The sequence below is a fragment of the Streptomyces sp. Je 1-79 genome (assembly GCF_025195125.1).
Classification (GTDB): Bacteria; Actinomycetota; Actinomycetes; order Streptomycetales; family Streptomycetaceae; genus Streptomyces.
In genome coordinates this window covers 424495-440875 of the sequence record NZ_JAMGSL010000007.1, presented here as the reverse complement: position 1 = coordinate 440875, position 16381 = coordinate 424495, and the positions used below count along the sequence as shown (strand labels likewise).

Genomic DNA, 16381 nt, shown 5'->3' with positions numbered 1-16381 from the left:
GGGGCCCGAAGCCGCAACTTGCTCTTGCGACTTCGGGCCCCTTCCGTTGTGCCGTGTCCTACTGGAGGACCGGCAGCGCGACGCCCGCGCTCCACTTCTCCAGGCCCGCGCGGTCCACGACGGTCACGCCGTGCTCCTCGGCGATGGTGCGGGCGTCCGGGCTGAACGTCGTCGAGGCGACGAAGAGGGCCAGATCGGCTTGGTGCTGGACGAACGAGGCCCCGAGGAACTTCTGGACCTCGGCGCTCCACACAGGCCGGTAGGGCGCGAAGTTCTTGCACTGTACGACGATCCTGCGGCCGTCGGCGGTCTGCCCGGTGATGTCCACACCCCGGTCTCCGGGCCCGCCGTGGACGACGATGTCGGTGCAGCCGTCGCGGCGGAGCAGGATGGCGACGTGGTGCTCGAACTCGCGCCAGTTCATTCCGTCGATGGACGCCATGATCCCGGTGTAGGGGCGGGGGCCCTGGGTGTGTTCGAGGTGCCGGAGCCGGAGAGCGTGGTCGCCGAGCCGGTGCTCGATCCTCTCGATGTCCTCCCGGAGGCAGATCAGCTCCCTGCGGTGCTCACCCGACGCTTCGATGAGGGCGCTGAGCAGGGGGACGAGGGCCTTGCCGAGGATGTGGGTGATGCGCTGGTCGATCCTCTCGTCGAGGGAGTCGGTCGAGTTGTGGACAGGGTTTTCCACAGGGTGGGATCGTGCTGTGTACTCCAGGTCGAGGAGGTACGTACGCACCTGACGTGCGACTTCGCTGTCGCGGAGGAGCATGGCCACGTTGAGGACGGCTCGGCGGCTGAAGATCGCGAGAGCCCTTGAGCGTGACTGGAGCCCACAGGCCCCCTTGAAGAGGGCCAGTCGTTTGCCCGTGAGGACCTGGAGGCCGCTGGCGCTCAGCTCTGCCCTGTGATCCTCCATAACGGATTCGAGGGTTTTGACGGTCACCTCGAAATACGTCGCGACCATCGCCGTCGTCACGTGCATTCCGTCCGGCAGCAGCGACAGCGTCCTCACCTTGTCGAGCACCTCGGTTCGCCCGGCGACGCCCTCGCGCATCGCCCTCGACTCCAGCAGCACCACTTCGTTGATCATGTTTCTGCCCTTCTTCGTCGTGTCGACGGGCAGGGCTGTGGTCCCCGCCCCTCCCGTCCAACGAGCCAGGGCATATGAGGACGCGACCGACATGCCGGGAGCTTGCGTCCGAGGGGGTTGCGTGGTAAAGCGAGAGCCCCGGCGTCCTTGTGGATGCCGGGGCTCTCTGTGCGCTGCGTCGAGCGGTCAGTCGAAGAAGCCGCCGCCGCCGTTGTTGCCGCCGCCACCGCCGCCGCCCGCCGTGAAGACGGTGATCGTCTGGCCGGTGGTGACCGGGCTGCCCTCCGGCGGGTTGGTGCCGAGGACCGTGGCGTCGCCCTTGTCCGAGCCCTGCTGCTGCACGACGAGGCCGAGCGCCTCGAGCTGCTGCTTCACTTCCTCGAACTTCTTGCCCGCGAGGCCCGCCGGGATCGCCGTCTGCGTCTGCTGCGGCCCCTTGGAGACCTTCAGCGTGATCTGGACGTTCTTCGGCTGGTCCGTGTTGCCCTTCGGGGTCATGTCCACGACCGTGCCCGCGGGCTGCTCCGAGTCGACGTCCTGGCGGCCGACGTTCTCGAAGCCGAGCGTCTTGAGGTCCTGGATGGCCTGGTCGATCGCACGGCCCGTGACGTCCGGCAGCTGCGTCTTCTTCTGCTTCGCCACCGTGATCGTGACCTCGGAGTTCTGCTCCGCCTTGGAGCCGCCCTTCGGGGTCTGGTCCAGAACGCGGCCGACCTCCTGGTCGGACTCCTTGAACTCGACCTTGACCTGGAAGCCCTTGTCCTTGAGCGACTGCTCCGCGCTCTCCTGGGACTTCTCCGTCACGTCCGGGACCTCGATCTGCGGCGCGCCCTCGGAGATCACGACCGAGATGGTCTCGTCGACGTTCATCTTCGCCGTGCCGTCGGCCACCGGCGTCTGGCTGCAGATCTTGCCCTTGGGCTGGTCGCAGCGCTCGGAGCCCGACTGCGCGACCTTCACCTGGGAGTTCTTCGCCAGCCCCTCGGCCTCCTGGAGGGTGTGGCCGACCAGGGACGGGACGGGCACCTGCTGCGTGCCCTCCTTGCCGTCGAAGATCGACTGGCCGATGAGGATCGCGCCGACCAGGACCAGGATGCCCGCCAGGACCAACAGGATCGTCGAGGTGTTCGACTTCTTCTGGCGGCGGCGGCCCGGGCGGTCGTCGTAGCCGTAGCCGCCGTCGTCCGGGTTCATCGGCGGCAGCATGGAGGTCTGGCCGGCCGGGTCGGTCTGGCGCAGGGCGGTCGTGGGCTGGTCGTCCGGGGCGTAGCCGCCGTAGCCGTTGCCGTTGCCGTAGCCGCCGCCGTACGCCGCGGCTCCCATCGCCGCGGCCGCCGCGACGGGCTGACCGTCGAGGCAGGCCTCGATGTCGGCCCGCATCTCGTCGGCGGACTGGTAGCGGTAGTCGGGGTCCTTGACCAGCGCCTTCAGGACGATGGCGTCCATCGAGGGCGTGATCTCGGGGTCGAAGTTGCTCGGCGCCTGCGGCTCCTCCCGTACGTGCTGGTAGGCGACCGCGACCGGGGAGTCCCCGATGAAGGGGGGCCGGACGGTCAGCAGCTCGTACAGCAGGCAGCCGGTGGAGTACAGGTCGGAGCGGGCGTCGACCTGCTCGCCCTTGGCCTGCTCCGGGGAGAGGTACTGGGCGGTGCCGATGACCGCGGCGGTCTGCGTCATGGTCATGCCGGCGTCGCCCATGGCGCGGGCGATGCCGAAGTCCATGACCTTGACCTGGCCGGTGCGCGTCAGCATGACGTTCGCCGGCTTGATGTCGCGGTGCACGATGCCGGCGCGGTGCGAGTACTCCAGCGCCTGGAGGATGCCGACCGTCATCTCGAGCGTGCGCTCGGGCAGCAGCTTGCGCCCGGAGTGCAGCAGCTCACGCAGGGTCGAGCCGTCGACGTACTCCATCACGATGTACGGGATGGAGACCCCGTCGACGTAGTCCTCGCCGGTGTCGTAGACCGCGACGATCGCCGGGTGGTTGAGCGAGGCGGCCGACTGGGCCTCACGGCGGAACCGGGCCTGGAAGGACGGGTCGCGGGCGAGGTCGGCCCGCAGCGTCTTCACGGCGACGGTGCGGCCGAGCCGGGTGTCGTGGGCGAGGTAGACCTCTGCCATGCCACCACGGCCGAGCACCGAGCCCAGCTCGTACCGGCCGCCGAGGCGACGCGGCTCTTCCATAACTGATCCAGCCCTCTCCGTCTGTCCCGACCGCACCCGTGTGTGGTCCGGCGGTGTGCTGTTCGCGCAAAGGCTACCGGCCACGGGAGGGCGATCCGCCCGCGACCGGCACCTGATACCTGACCGGTACCTGGCCGGTGCCCGGCCGCAAGCTCAGCTCCTGGTCTTCAGTACCGCCTTCATCACAGCCTTGGCGATGGGGGCGGCGAGGCCGCCACCGGAGATGTCCTCACGGTTCGTGCCCGCGGAGTCCTCGACGATGACGGCGACGGCGACCGGGGAGCCCTGGTCGGTCTTGGCGTAGGAGATGAACCACGCGTAGGGACGCTTGGAGTTCTGCTCGCCGTGCTGGGCGGTGCCCGTCTTGCCGCCGACCTTCACGCCGTCCATGTTCAGGTCGGCCCTGCTGCCGGTGCCGTTGCTGACGACGTTCTCCATCATCTGCTGGAGCTGCTGCGCGGTCTTCTGGGAGACCGGGCGGCTCATCTCCTCCGGCTCGTTCCGCTTGATCACGTCGAGGTTCGGAGCCTCCAGCTTGTCGATCATGTACGGCTTCATGAGCTTGCCGTCGTTGGCGATCGCGGCCGTGACCATGGCCATCTGGAGCGGGGTCGTCGCGGTGTTGAACTGGCCGATGGAGGAGAGCGCGTTTCCGCCGCGGTCCATCTTCTTGTCGTAGACGGAGGCGGCGGAGCGGACCGGGGTGAACTGCTCGGCGTTGAAACCGAACTTTTCGGCCATTTCGACCATCTTGTCGCGGCCCACGTCGTCGCCGAGCTTGGCGAAGACGGAGTTGCAGGAGACCTCCAGGGCCTGGTTCAGGCTGGCGTTCTCACACCCGTTGGCATGGTTGACCATGTTCCGGCTGGAGAGCGGGATCTTGTAGGGCTCGGGGGTGTCCGTCGGCGCGTCGATGTCCTTGACCTTGCCGCTCTCCAGCGCCGCGGCCGCCGTGACGACCTTGAAGACGGAGCCGGGCGGGTAGATCTCACGCAGCGCGCGGTTCTGCTTGGGCTTGTTCTTGTCGTTCTCCAGCGCGAGCCAGGCCTTCTCGTCCTTGCCGGAGTAGCCGGCGAAGGACGAGGGGTCGTAGGACGGGGTCGAGGCCAGCGCGAGGATCTTGCCCGTGCCGGGTTCGATCGCCACGACGGCGCCCGTCTTGTCGCCCAGCCCGTCGAAGGCGGCCTTCTGGGCGGCGCCGCTCAGCGTCGTGACGACGTTGCCGCCCTTCTTCTCGTCGCCCGTGAACATCGACAGGGTTCGGTCGAAGAAGAGCCGGTCGTCGTTGCCGGTGAGGATGCCGTCCTCGATCTTCTCGATCTGGTTGGCGTCGTAGGCCTGCGAGGCGTAGCCGGTCACCGGGGCCCACATCGGGCCGTCGACGTAGGTCCGCTTGAAGCGGTAGTACGGGTCCTTGGAGTCCACGGAGCCGGTGATGGGCTTGCCGTCCACGATGATGTTGCCGCGGGCGTTGGCGTACCGCTCGATCTGCACCCGCTTGTTGGTGGCGTGCGCGTTCAGCTCGTCGGCGCGGACGAATTGGATCCAGTTGTCGCGGAAGAGCAGGGCGAGGACGAGAAGTCCGCAGAAGACAGCGACCCTGCGCAAGGGCTTGTTCACGTCCGGCCTCTCCACGTGGTGTCAGATGTGCCCGCTTTCGCGCCAGTGTCTGCGTAGCAGGAAATGGTGCTGAATTTGGCCGTTGCACAGTCTAGGGTGCGGCCGTCCGTGCTGGGGCGGTGCCCCTTACGGGCACGATCAGTAGACGCGGCGGACGGCTCGGCGGTTCCTGAGGGGCTGGTGGGGCGTACGTGTGTGGCCTCCCGCCGGTCGGGCGGGAGGCCACACAGGTGCACGCGTGTCAGGGTCCTGCCGGGCGCGTCAGCGCCGCGGTGGGCCGGCGGCACCGGCCGACCAGGGTTCCTGTGTGACGGTGTTCACTGCCCCGACGGGGGCGTCTCGCTGTACCGGACCATCTGGGTCGGCTCGGCGTCCGTCGAGGGCGCCGGAGTCGGCGCGGGCCGGCGGGCCGTGTCACTGATCCGGATCAGGATGCCGATCAGGGCCCAGTTCGCGATCACGGAGGAGCCGCCGTACGCGAGGAACGGCATGGTCATACCGGTCAGCGGGATGAGGCCCATCACACCGCCGGCGACGACGAAGATCTGCAGCGCGAAGGCGCCGGACAGGCCCATGGCGAGCAGCTTGCCGAAGGGGTCGCGCGCGGCCAGGGCCGTGCGGACACCGCGCTCGATGATCAGGCCGTACAGCAGCAGGAAGGCCATGACGCCGGTCAGACCGAGCTCCTCGCCGACGGTGGCGAAGATGAAGTCGGAGTTGGCGGCGAAGCCGATCAGGTCGGAGTTGCCCTGGCCGAGGCCGGTGCCGAGGATGCCGCCGGAGCCGAAGGACATCAGCACCTGGCTCATCTGCTGACAGGCCGCGGAGTTGATCGGGGGGGCGGCGCAGGCGAAGGGGTCGGCCCAGGCGTCGACACGGGCCTGGACATGGCCCGCGAAGGAGGCCACGCCGACGGCGCCGACCACCGACATCAGCAGACCCATCACGATCCAGCTGGTCCGCTCCGTCGCCACGTACAGCATGATCACGAACATGCCGAAGAAGAGCAGCGACGTACCGAGGTCGTTCTCGAAGACAAGGATGAGGAGGCTGACGGCCCAGATCGTCAGGATCGGGCCGAGGTCACGGCCACGCGGCAGGTAGAGCCCCATGAAACGGCGGCTGGCCAGCGCCAGCGCGTCCCGCTTCACCATCAGGTAGCCGGAGAAGAACACGGCGAGGACGATCTTGGCGAACTCTCCGGGCTGGATGGAGAAACCGCCGACGCTGATCCAGATCTTGGCGCCGAAGACGTTGGCGCCCAGGCCCGGGACGAGCGGCAGGAGCAGCAGGACGAGCGCCACGACCATCGAGATGTACGTGTAGCGCTGGAGAACCCGGTGGTCCTTCAGGAGCAGCAGCACGCCCACGAACATGGCGATGCCGATCGCCGAGTACATCATCTGGTTCGGCGCGTCCGGGCTGAAGCTGTCGTACAGCCGCATCGACGTCGCGATCAGCCGCGGCGACTGGTCGAGCCGCCAGATCAGCACCAGCCCGAGGCCGTTGAGCAGCGTGGCCAGCGGCAGCAGCAGCGGGTCCGCGTACGGCGCGAACTTGCGCACCACGAGGTGCGCGACGCTCGCGAGCAGGCCGAGCCCGAGCCCGTACCCGAGCATGCCCGCGGGCACCTCGCCGTCGATCGCGAGACCGACGTTGAGATAGGCGAACACCGGGATGACGACGGCGAACGCCAGCAGCGCCAGTTCGGTGTTCCGGCGGCTCGGCGCCTCGATGGCGCCGATGGTGGTCGTGTTGGTGACAACGCTCATGGTGGTGAAGGCCCCCTACGGGTGCTTACTGCTTGCCGCAGTTCGAGGCCAGCTTCTGCTCGTCCTCCGTGAGGGTGGGGCCCGGGGAGGGAGCGGCTGTGGTGGGCTTGGAGTCGGGTGTGGTCGCGCCTTCGGCGGGCGGCTTGCTCGCCTGGTCCGCGGCCTTCTCGGCGGCCTCGCGGCGCTGCTCGGCCTTCTTGCACGCCGTGGCCTGAGCGGACAGTTCCGCGATCTTCGTCTGGGCCTTGCCGAGGCTGCCGCCGGTGATGGTGTCCTCGACCTGCTTGCGCTGGTACGGCGGGAGGTACTTGAGTTCGATCTCGGGGTGGTCCTTCTCCACGTCCGAGAGCGAGACCCACGCCAGGTCCTGGCTGATACCCCGGTAGAGCGCGACGTGCTCGTCCTTGGAGCCGACGTAGTACTGCGTCTGCGTCCAGCGCCAGGCGCCGTACGCGCCGCCGCCGAGCACGGCCAGCGCGAGGATCAGGAAGAAGGTGCGCTTCAGCCACTTGCGGCCGGTGCGCGGCTTCTCGAACTTCTCGTACTTGTCGAAGTCCTCGTCGTTGTACGCACCGAAGGAGCCCTGCGGCGGCATCCCGCCGTACCCGTGCTCGTCCCCGCTGCCGGGCGGACCGAAGCCCTGGGGCGGGTGCCCGCCGGCAGACTGCTGGTGCGGTGCCGTGCGGCCGAGTCCGGAGGCCCGGCCGGCCGGCGTCTGCATCGCTCCGCCGTCGGACTGCTGCACCTGGTTCTCGGCGACCGCGCCCACGATGACGGGGGTGTCGCTGAGCTGCCCGGCGAGGGTGTCACCGCCGTCGACGTCGAGGACGTCGGCGACGATCACGGTGATGTTGTCGGGGCCGCCGCCGCGCAGCGCGAGCTGGATCAGCTCCTGCACGGTCTCCTGCGGGCCCTGGTAGCTGGCGAGCGTGTCCTCCATCGTCTGGTGCGAGACGACTCCGGACAGCCCGTCGGAACAGATCAGATACCGGTCGCCGGCCCGGACCTCGCGGATCGACAGATCCGGTTCGACGTGGTCGCCACTGCCGAGCGCGCGCATCAGGAGCGAGCGCTGCGGATGGGTGGTGGCCTCCTCCTCGGTGATCCGGCCCTCGTCGACCAGCCGCTGCACCCAGGTGTGGTCCTGGGTGATCTGCGTGAGCACGCCGTCGCGCAGCAGGTACGCGCGCGAGTCGCCGACGTGCACCAGGCCGAGGCGCTGACCGGTCCACAGCAGGGCGGTGAGCGTGGTGCCCATGCCCTCCAGCTGGGGGTCCTCCTCGACCATCATCCGCAGCTGGTCGTTGGCGCGCTGAACCGCGGCGCCGAGCGAGGTGAGGATGTCGGAACTGGGGACGTCGTCGTCGAGGGTGACGAGGGTGGAGATCACCTCCGAGGAGGCGACCTCACCGGCGGCCTGGCCGCCCATGCCGTCGGCGATGGCGAGCAGCCGGGGTCCGGCGTAGCCGGAGTCCTCGTTGCCCTCGCGGATCATGCCCTTGTGCGACCCGGCGGCGAAGCGCAGTGACAGGCTCATGCGCACCTGCCCTGTCGACGCCGCCTCGGGGTACAGCCGGTCTCGAGCCACACTGCCCACCCTCCGGTCGGGAGCCCGTGCCGGTACGCGGCCCGGACCTGACGGTCCGCCGCGCGGTCCGTCGTGGGGACCGCCTCGGCCCGCTCGCTCCGCTCGCACTCATACATGACGTAGCACTACTTCCGCAGCTCGATGACGGTCTTGCCGATGCGGATCGGCGCGCCCAGCGGAATCGGCGTGGCGGTGGTGAGTCGGGTCCGGTCGAGATACGTGCCGTTGGTGGACCCGAGATCCTCGACGATCCACTGGCCGTCCCGGTCCGGGTAGATCCTCGCGTGCCTGCTGGAGGCGTAGTCGTCGTCCAGCACGATCGTCGAGTCGTGGGCGCGGCCCAGCGTGATGGTCTGCCCCTGCAGGGCGACTGTCGTGCCGGTCAGCGTCCCCTCGGAGACGACGAGTTTGGTCGGGGCGCCGCGGCGCTGGCGCCCGCCGCCCGTGTTCTGCTGTCCGCGCTGGGCAGGCGGCGTCGCCGCCTGGCGCGTGTTCTGCTGCGGACGGGCGTCCTGGCGGCGCGAACCGCGCTGCGTGACACGCGTGCCGAACAGGTCGCTGCGAATGACCTGGACGGCCACGATCACGAACAGCCACAGAACGGCTAGGAAACCCAGCCGCATGACCGTCAGGGTCAGCTCTGACATTGCCCCCGCTTCACCCTTCGGCTTGCCGGTAAACGATGGTGGTGCTGCCCACGACGATCCGCGAGCCGTCGCGGAGCGTAGCGCGGGTGGTGTGCTGCCCGTCCACCACGATGCCGTTGGTGGATCCGAGATCCTGGATCGTCGGGGGCGTTCCGGTCCGGATCTCGCAGTGCCGGCGGGAGACGCCGGGATCGTCGATCCTCACGTCCGCGTCGGTGCTGCGGCCAAGGACCAGAGTCGGGCGGGAGATCTGGTGGCGGGTGCCGTTGATCTCGATCCACCGGCGCACCTGGGCGCCGGAGGCAGGCATGGGGCCGGGTCCACCGGCCGTGGGGCGGCCGGCGGCGGGCGCCTGGCCGGGCCGCTGCATCCCGCCCGCGCCCGGCGGCGGAGCCGCGGGCATCGGCGGAGCACCGGCCGGAGGATAGCCGTAGCCACCCGGCGCGCGGCCCGGCTGGGGGCCGGCGGCGGGGGCCTGCTGCTGTGACGAACTCGACGCGAGGGTGCGGCTGCGCACCCGGTACAGACCGGTGTCGAGATCGTCGGCCTTCTCCAGGTGGACCTTGATCGGGCCCATGAAGGTGTACCGCTGCTGCTTGGCGTAGTCGCGGACCAGGCCGGCGAGCTCGTCGCCGAGCTGGCCCGAGTACGGGCTGAGGCGGTCGAAGTCCGGGGTGCTCAGCTCGACGATGAAGTCGTTGGGGACGACGGTCCGCTCGCGGTTCCAGATCGTCGCGTTGTTGTCGCACTCGCGCTGGAGAGCGCCGGCGATCTCGACGGGCTGGACCTCGGACTTGAAGACCTTGGCGAAGGTGCCGTTGACCAGACCTTCGAGCCGCTGTTCGAAACGCTTCAGGACTCCCATGGGGCACCTCCTCCGTCGTTGTCGTCCTGGTACTGCTTACTGATCGTATCCACGCGTCGGGAAATCGGCTGGTTCCCCTTCTCTGCCCTGTGGACGAGTGTCACCTCTCACAAGCTTTCCCCACGGATCGTAGAGGCGGCCCCTGGACAGTGTCCCGCACCCGGGGAGCTAGCAGGAGGAGTGGGGCGGGAAGGAGGGGGCGGTCCGTCCCGTTCCTCCCGTTACCCGGCCGGTTCCGTCGGCTTGCCTCGGTCGGTTGCCCGGCCGGTTCCGTCGGGCTTCCCCCTCCCGCGCGTCTGATGTCGGTCCTCATGACTGTGCTCGTGACGGTGCTCGTGGCTGTGCTCATGACTGTCCCTGTTCGCTCGGGGAGGGGGTCAAACAACGGATGTGAATCCACCGTCTGCGACGTGCTAATCTTCAGATGTCGCCAGGCGATCGCACCGGAAAGACGCGGTGAGGGAGCCCGGAGCACACCCAATGCGCGGGTGGCGGAATAGGCAGACGCGCTGGATTCAGGTTCCAGTGCCCGAAAGGGCGTGGGGGTTCAACTCCCCCCTCGCGCACCAGACGGAAGCCCCGTAGGTCATCGACCTACGGGGCTTCCGCGTTGTCGTGCCGCTTTGTGGTCGTTGTCCGGTGGTTGTGTCGTCCGGTCGTCTCGGGTGCCTCGTCGTCTCGTCGTCTTGTCGGCGGACTCGGTGTGAGGGGTGCGACGTTCGTCGCGGTGGGACGAGACGAAAGAGAGCCGCGGACGGGGCGGGCCGCTGCCTAGGGTGCGAGCGTGGACGCGACTTCGAAGATCAGGAGCGGGATCGGCGCCGGGTGGGACTGGTTCACGGCGCCCGAGTTGTGGTCGCGGCGCAGGACCGCCGGCGAGGCGGTGCTCGCCGTCGTGATGGCCCTGCTCGCCGCCGGCATGGAGGAAGTGCTCGGCGGCGAGGGGTGGCGGCTCGCCGCGGTCGCCCTGAGCGCCGCCGTGCTGTCGCTGCTGCGCCGACGGCTGCCCGGCACCGTGCTCGTCGTCACGGGCGGCCTCGCACCGCTCCTGCCGGGCTTCCTGGTGCTCCTGATCGTCGTCGGCTGGTCGTCGGGGCGGTACATCGCGGGCGCCGGGCGGGCCCTGATCGCGTACACCGTCGCGTACGTGTTGAACATCTCGGCGAGCCTGGTGGACGTCTGGGACCTCCACCGGACGCTCACGGTGGTGTTCATGGCGACGCTCTACTACCTGGCGACGACCCTCGCCCCCGGCCTCGCCAACCGGTACTGGACCCAGCGCAGAACGCTTCTGCACACCCTGCAGGAGCACAACGCCCAGCTGCTGCGGGAACGCGCGATGGTGGTCGGACAGGCCCGGCTCATGGAGCGCCAGCGGATCGCCCAGGACATGCACGACAGCCTCGGGCACCAGCTCGCGCTGATGGCCGTCCACACCGGGGCGCTGGAGGTCGACCGGGAGCTGACCGACCGGCAGCGCGAGGCCGTGGGGGTGCTGCGCAACGCGTCGGTGACCGCGATGCACGAGCTGCGTGAGGTCGTCGGCATCCTGCGGGACGGCGTCGGGGCGCCGTCCGGGACCGCGGCTGTCCCGGCACAGGCAGGCGACGCGTCGGGGCGGGCGGCGCGGGGGACCGCCGGTATCCAGGGCCTCGTGGAGGCGTCGCGGGCCGCGGGCAACCAGGTGGGGCTGCGGCGCCGAGGGGATCACCGGGCCCTGCCGCCGGCCGCCGACCACGCGGCGTACCGGATCGTGCAGGAGGCGCTGACCAACGCCTACAAGCACGCGCCGGGCGCGCTCATCGACGTGGAGCTCCGGTACGAGCCGGACTCGCTCGTCGTGGAGATCGTCAACGAGGCGCCCGCGAAATCCCCGGAGGGCGTGGTCAGCGGCGGACAGGGCTTGACCGGGCTGCACGAGCGGGCGCGGCTCGTCGGAGGCATCGTCCACACGGGGCCCATGGACGACGGGGGGTTCCGGGTCGCCGGAGTGCTGCCGTACGGGGTGGTGGAAGCAGCGCCTTTGGTCGATGCGGCCGACGACTTCCGGCAGCAGTCGCCGAAGCCCCGGTCGGGCCACCGTGGTCGCGTCCCGGTCGGGCAGGCCGACTGGACGTTCACGGAGCGGGAGTTGGCGATGGCGATGCGCGGGGGCAGGAGGAGTACGGGTGGCGGGATCGCGCTGGGGTGCGGGATCGCGTTCGCGGCCCTGGTGCTGTTGCTGGTGGCGGGGGGCTTCGGCGTCTACTTCCTGGTCGGGTCGATGGAGAAGGGCATGATCGATCCGGGTGAGTACGACGTGATCAAGGTCGGTGCGGCCGAGCAGGACGTCCGCGACCGGCTGCCGTCCGGCGACTCCATCGCCACCACCGGACTGCACGGCAAGGGCCCGGCGAAGCCCGAGGGGTCGGAGTGCCTGGTGCTCATGTCCTCCGAGGTGGGGGAGGACATAGAGAGGGAGCCGGTTTTCCGGTTCTGCTTCAAGGACGGCAAGCTGATCGAGAAGAAGTCGTATGAGGTCACGCGCTAGCGCTGACCCGCCCGAACCGGTAGCCGTTGGGGAGTAGCTGTGGCAGGGCAGCGCATCAGGGTCGTGATCGCCGATGACGAGCCACTGATCAGGGCCGGGATCCGGATGATCCTCACCTCGGACGAGGACATCGAGGTGGTGGCGGAGGCGGCGAACGGCCGGGACGCGGTCGAGCAGGCGCGGGCGCACGCGGCGGACGTGGTGTTGCTCGACATCCAGATGCCGGTGCTCGACGGGCTGTCCGCGCTGCCCGAGCTGCGGCGGGCGGTGCCCGCGGCGCGGGTGATCGTGCTGACGACGTTCGGCGAGCGGGAGAACGTGCTGCGGGCACTGGAGCACGGGGGCGCCGGGTTCCTGCTCAAGGACACGGCACCGGCCGAGCTGATCCGCGCCGTACGGGCCGCGGCGGCGGGGGACGCGTACCTCTCGCCCGCCGCGACCCGTCACGTGGTGGAGCAGCTGGCCTCGGGGCGGGAGGCGACGCGCGCGGGGCAGGCCAGGGGGCGTGTGGCGGCGCTGAGCGAGAAGGAGCGCGAGGTCCTGGCTCTGCTCGGGGAAGGGCTGTCCAACGCGGACGCGGGGAGGCGTCTGCACATGAGCGAGGCCACGGTGAAGACGTACGTCAGCCGGATCCTGGCGAAGCTGGGGTGCGAGAACCGCGTCCAGGCGGCCTTGCTGGCGCGCGACGCGGGGCTGTAGCGGGGGTTTTGAGCGGGGGCTTCAGCGGTCCGGTGTCGAGGGGTGGGGCCCGACGGTGCCGGGGAAGCCTGCCGTGCCCGCCGCGTTGTAGCGGAGCAGGTACGCGGCGAACCGGGCGAGGTCCTCGGCGGGCCAGTCCTTGAGGCGCTCCTGGTATGCGGCCAGACGGCTCGCCCGGGTCGCGGCGAGGACGCGGGTGCCCGCCTCGGTGGGGTGCAGGACCTGGACCCGGTGGTCCTCCGGGCCGGGGCGTCGCTCGACCATGCCGAGCTTCTCCAGGCCGGCGATCTGGCGGCTGACCGTCGACTTGTCCAGCAGATAGTGGGCGGCGAGGTCGGTGGCCCGGCAGTCCTGCTGGTCGGCGATGTGGGAGAGCAGGGTGTAGGAGACCAGCGGAAGATCGGGGTGGAGCCGGGCGGCCGCGGCGCGGGCGCGGCGGGCGAAGGCGGTCAGCTCCCGCTGGATGGTGTCGACGGAGGCCTTGCGCGGGCCGTCGGTCACGATGCGCTCCCTGGGGCGGTCACCGGTTCTGCCTTCCCGGCTTCTCGCCGATTCAGTTGTATAGTACAACTGTCATTTAGATGTATGTTACAAGTTCTTCGTTGAAAACCGGCCATGGAGGTGCTCGGTGTCCGCAGGACCCCATTCCGCGGGATCGGCGCCGACAGGTGCGCTACGGCACGTGCTCGGGCACCTGCTCACCCCGCTGCTCATGTGCGTCGGCATGGGCCTCGCCTACCTCGGCGCGTTCCACGCCCCCCAGCCCCACGACCTGCGCGTCGACGTCGTCGGCTCCGGCGCCAGCGCCCAGGTCCTCGCCCAGACCCTCCACGACAAGGGCTCCGGCGCCCTCGACGTGCGTACCGTCCCCGACCGGGACACGGCCGTCTCGGCACTGCGCGACCAGTCGTCCTTCGGCGCCTACCTCCCCGGCGCCCACCCCGAACTGCTCGTCGCCTCCGCCTCCTCCGACACCAGCGCCATGGCCGTCGAGAAGGTCTTCACCAAGGTCGCGGCCGCACAGGACGCACCCCTGAAGGTCACCGACGTCGCCCCCGTCTCGGACGGCGACCCCACCGGACAGGGCGTCTTCTTCCTCCTGGTCGCACTCAGCATCGGCTCGTACGCCTCCGTCGCCGTCATCGGCGGCGCGGGAGCCGTCCTGCCCCTGCGCGTCCGCGCCCTGCTCGCCACCGGCATGTCCCTCGTCGTCAGCCTCGTCGGCACGGTCTTCGCGGGACCGATGTTCCACCTCGTCGACCACGGACTCGGCGGAGTCTGGGCGATGTCCTGGCTGTACTCGGCCGGCATCCTGCTGATCGGCGTCGGCCTCCACACCTTCCTGCGACGCTGGACCACCCTCGGCGTGATGGTCCTGTTCGTCATGCTCAACTTCACCAGCTCCGGCGGGATCTACCGCCCCGAGCTGCAACCCGGCTTCTTCGGAACGCTGCACGCCTTCTGGAACGGCGCCGGGTTCGTCGAGGGCGTCCGCGGCCACGTCTACTTCGACGGCCACGCACTGGGCGGCCACCTGCTGGTCCTCGCCCTGTGGTTCCTCGCCGGAGTGGCCGTGACGGTCGGCGCGGGCGTCGCCGAGACCCGCAGGCGCCCGGCGGTCCCCGCCGCGGCCACCGCACCGGGCGCACCGGGCGGTCCTGTCGTCCCCACCGCACCGGGCGCCGCTGCCGCGCCCGCCGTGGCGGGAGCCGGGGCCGAGGAGGAGGTGGCGGGAGCCGGGGCCGAGGAGGAGATGGAGGAGACCGTCGCGGTCTGAGCGGCCGGAAAGCGCGTGGAAAACCGCCCGGCCGAGTTGTCCACAGTCCGTTGTCCACAGGGGAAGACGGGCCGCCGAACCCGGCGGTACCGTCATGCCCAGTTGATGTTGGACAGCGCAGCACGAAGTCGGGGGAGGGCGTCCCATGGGCGAGAACCAGGCACCAGCGGTACCGGGACAGCGAGGCACGGAGAAGGGGCGTCTTCCACACGTGCCCGGGTTCGCCCGGCGGGCGACGGCGGGGGCCACGGACTCCCCCAAGCAACAGGGCAAGGCCCTGCGCCTGCGCGTCCCGCGCCGCACCCACAGCACCCTGGCCCTCGCCGACGACCGGCCCGACGCCGTCACGGCCGTCGAGGAGTCGAGCCGCGACCGCGTGCCGGAACTGGCACCCATACGCGTCGGACGCATGGCCGCCAGCCCCTTCTCCTTCCTGCGCGGCTCCGCCGGGCTCATGGCCCACGACCTCGCCGGCTCCCCCGTCACCGGCATCGCCGCCCAGATATGCGGCGACGCACACGCGGCGAACTTCGGCCTCTACGGCGACGCCCGCGGCCGGCTCGTCATCGACCTCAACGACTTCGACGAGACCGTCGTCGGCCCCTGGGAATGGGACCTCAAGCGACTGGCCACCTCCCTCGTGCTCGCGGGACGAGAGGCCGGCGCGAGCGAGGACACCTGCCGCGCAGCCGCGTTCGACACCGTCGGCGCCTACCGCCGGACGATGCGCCTGCTCGCCAAACTCCCCGCGAACGACGCCTGGAACGCGATAGCCGACGAGGAGCTCGTCTCCCACACCGACGCCCGCGACCTGCTCGGCACCCTCGAAAGGGTCTCCGAGAAGGCCCGGAACAACACCAGCGCCCGCTTCGCAGCCAAGTCCACCGAGGCAGTCACCGACGCCGAGGGCGGAGGCCGGCGGTTCGTCGACGCGCCGCCGGTCCTGCGCCGCGTCACGGACGAGGAGGCGGCGGCCGTCGCCGCCGCGCTCGGCCCCTACCTGGACACCGTCTCGGAGGACCGGCTGCCGCTGCTCGCGCGGTACGCCGTGCACGACGTCGCCTTCCGCGTCGTCGGCACCGGCAGCGTCGGCACCCGCTCGTACGTCGTGCTGCTCCTCGACCACCGGGGCGAGCCGCTCGTCCTCCAGGTGAAGGAGGCGCGCCCCTCGGCGCTGCTCCCCCACCTTCCGGCGGTCGGCTTCACCGCCCCGGACGCGGGGCACGAGGGGCGGCGCGTGGTGCTCGGGCAGAAGCGGATGCAGGTCGTCAGCGACATCCTGCTCGGCTGGACCACGGTGCAGGGGCGGCCGTTCCAGGTGCGCCAGTTCCGCAACCGCAAGGGCAGCGTCGACCCGGCCGCGCTCACCCCGGACCAGGTCGACGACTACGGCCGGATGACCGGCGCCCTGCTGGCGCGCGCCCACGCCCACAGCGCGGACCCGCGCCTGATAGCCGGGTACTGCGGCAAGAGCGAGGAGTTCGACGAGGCCGTCGCGGCCTTCGCCGTCGCCTACGCCGACCGCACCACGGCGGACCACACCGACCTGGTGACGGCGGTACGCGACGGCCGGACAGCGGCCGAGCTCGGAGTGTGACGACGCACGCCT

Annotated in this window: 12 protein-coding genes and 1 tRNA gene; 5 read left to right on the top strand and 8 right to left on the bottom strand. The window is 70.2% G+C overall.

Going from position 1 to position 16381, the window contains the following annotated elements; translation table 11 throughout:
- Nucleotides 1-58 precede the first annotated feature (58 nt).
- From M5362_RS17180 to M5362_RS17150, 7 genes are all read right to left on the bottom strand, one after another.
- Nucleotides 59-1090, bottom strand: a complete 1032-nt coding sequence (locus M5362_RS17180) for a restriction endonuclease (protein WP_260228425.1) — start codon at nucleotides 1088-1090, stop codon at nucleotides 59-61.
- Nucleotides 1091-1276: 186 nt separating this feature from the next.
- Nucleotides 1277-3274: a Stk1 family PASTA domain-containing Ser/Thr kinase gene (gene pknB / locus M5362_RS17175; protein WP_260228424.1), complete on the bottom strand. Its 1998-nt coding sequence runs from the start codon at nucleotides 3272-3274 to the stop codon at nucleotides 1277-1279.
- A gap of 153 nt (nucleotides 3275-3427) precedes the next feature.
- The gene (locus tag M5362_RS17170; protein WP_260228423.1) at nucleotides 3428-4894 is read right to left on the bottom strand and encodes a penicillin-binding protein 2; all 1467 of its coding nucleotides are present in this window, start codon (nucleotides 4892-4894) and stop codon (nucleotides 3428-3430) included.
- Nucleotides 4895-5211: 317 nt separating this feature from the next.
- Nucleotides 5212-6666 carry an FtsW/RodA/SpoVE family cell cycle protein gene (locus M5362_RS17165; RefSeq protein WP_260228422.1) on the bottom strand — a complete coding sequence of 485 codons (1455 nt, stop codon included), beginning with the start codon at nucleotides 6664-6666 and terminating at the stop codon, nucleotides 5212-5214.
- Nucleotides 6667-6691: 25 nt separating this feature from the next.
- On the bottom strand, nucleotides 6692-8203 hold the full coding sequence (locus M5362_RS17160; protein WP_260228421.1) for a Stp1/IreP family PP2C-type Ser/Thr phosphatase: 1512 nt from the start codon (nucleotides 8201-8203) through the stop codon (nucleotides 6692-6694).
- A 176-nt stretch (nucleotides 8204-8379) separates the two neighbouring features.
- Complete coding sequence (locus tag M5362_RS17155) at nucleotides 8380-8901, bottom strand: FHA domain-containing protein (protein WP_260228420.1); 522 nt, start codon at nucleotides 8899-8901, stop codon at nucleotides 8380-8382.
- 10 nt (nucleotides 8902-8911) lie between these two features.
- Nucleotides 8912-9766 (bottom strand): DUF3662 and FHA domain-containing protein, encoded by an 855-nt coding sequence (locus M5362_RS17150; protein WP_260228419.1) that lies wholly within the window; start codon nucleotides 9764-9766, stop codon nucleotides 8912-8914.
- A 482-nt stretch (nucleotides 9767-10248) separates the two neighbouring features.
- Here M5362_RS17150 and M5362_RS17145 point away from each other — a divergent pair.
- From M5362_RS17145 to M5362_RS17135, 3 genes are all read left to right on the top strand, one after another.
- Nucleotides 10249-10335 (top strand) — tRNA-Leu (locus M5362_RS17145).
- Nucleotides 10336-10550: 215 nt separating this feature from the next.
- Entirely contained in the window at nucleotides 10551-12296 is a 1746-nt protein-coding gene (locus M5362_RS17140) for a sensor histidine kinase (protein WP_260228418.1), read from the top strand.
- A 39-nt stretch (nucleotides 12297-12335) separates the two neighbouring features.
- Complete coding sequence (locus M5362_RS17135; RefSeq protein WP_260228417.1) at nucleotides 12336-12995, top strand: response regulator transcription factor; 660 nt, start codon at nucleotides 12336-12338, stop codon at nucleotides 12993-12995.
- Nucleotides 12996-13016: 21 nt separating this feature from the next.
- On the opposite strand, the gene M5362_RS17130 is transcribed toward M5362_RS17135, so the two are convergent.
- A complete protein-coding gene (locus tag M5362_RS17130) occupies nucleotides 13017-13496 on the bottom strand; it encodes a MarR family winged helix-turn-helix transcriptional regulator (RefSeq protein ID WP_260228416.1) in 480 nt (159 codons plus the stop codon).
- Between the two features lie 127 nt (nucleotides 13497-13623).
- Here M5362_RS17130 and M5362_RS17125 point away from each other — a divergent pair, with 127 nt between their 5' ends.
- Nucleotides 13624-14772, top strand: a complete 1149-nt coding sequence (locus M5362_RS17125) for a hypothetical protein (protein WP_260228415.1) — start codon at nucleotides 13624-13626, stop codon at nucleotides 14770-14772.
- A 145-nt stretch (nucleotides 14773-14917) separates the two neighbouring features.
- Nucleotides 14918-16369: a DUF2252 domain-containing protein gene (locus M5362_RS17120; protein WP_260228414.1), complete on the top strand. Its 1452-nt coding sequence runs from the start codon at nucleotides 14918-14920 to the stop codon at nucleotides 16367-16369.
- The last annotated feature ends 12 nt before the right edge of the window (nucleotides 16370-16381 follow it).

Excerpts from the sequence above, each read along its gene's own strand:
- M5362_RS17160 (WP_260228421.1), bottom strand. The coding sequence starts at position 8,203 with ATGAGCCTGTCACTGCGCTTCGCCGCCGGGTCGCACAAGGGCATGATC.
- M5362_RS17155 (WP_260228420.1), bottom strand. The coding sequence starts at position 8,901 with ATGTCAGAGCTGACCCTGACGGTCATGCGGCTGGGTTTCCTAGCCGTT.
- pknB (WP_260228424.1), bottom strand. The coding sequence starts at position 3,274 with ATGGAAGAGCCGCGTCGCCTCGGCGGCCGGTACGAGCTGGGCTCGGTG.
- M5362_RS17120 (WP_260228414.1), top strand. The coding sequence starts at position 14,918 with ATGGGCGAGAACCAGGCACCAGCGGTACCGGGACAGCGAGGCACGGAG.
- M5362_RS17150 (WP_260228419.1), bottom strand. The coding sequence starts at position 9,766 with ATGGGAGTCCTGAAGCGTTTCGAACAGCGGCTCGAAGGTCTGGTCAAC.
- M5362_RS17165 (WP_260228422.1), bottom strand. The coding sequence starts at position 6,666 with ATGAGCGTTGTCACCAACACGACCACCATCGGCGCCATCGAGGCGCCG.
- M5362_RS17180 (WP_260228425.1), bottom strand. The coding sequence starts at position 1,090 with ATGATCAACGAAGTGGTGCTGCTGGAGTCGAGGGCGATGCGCGAGGGC.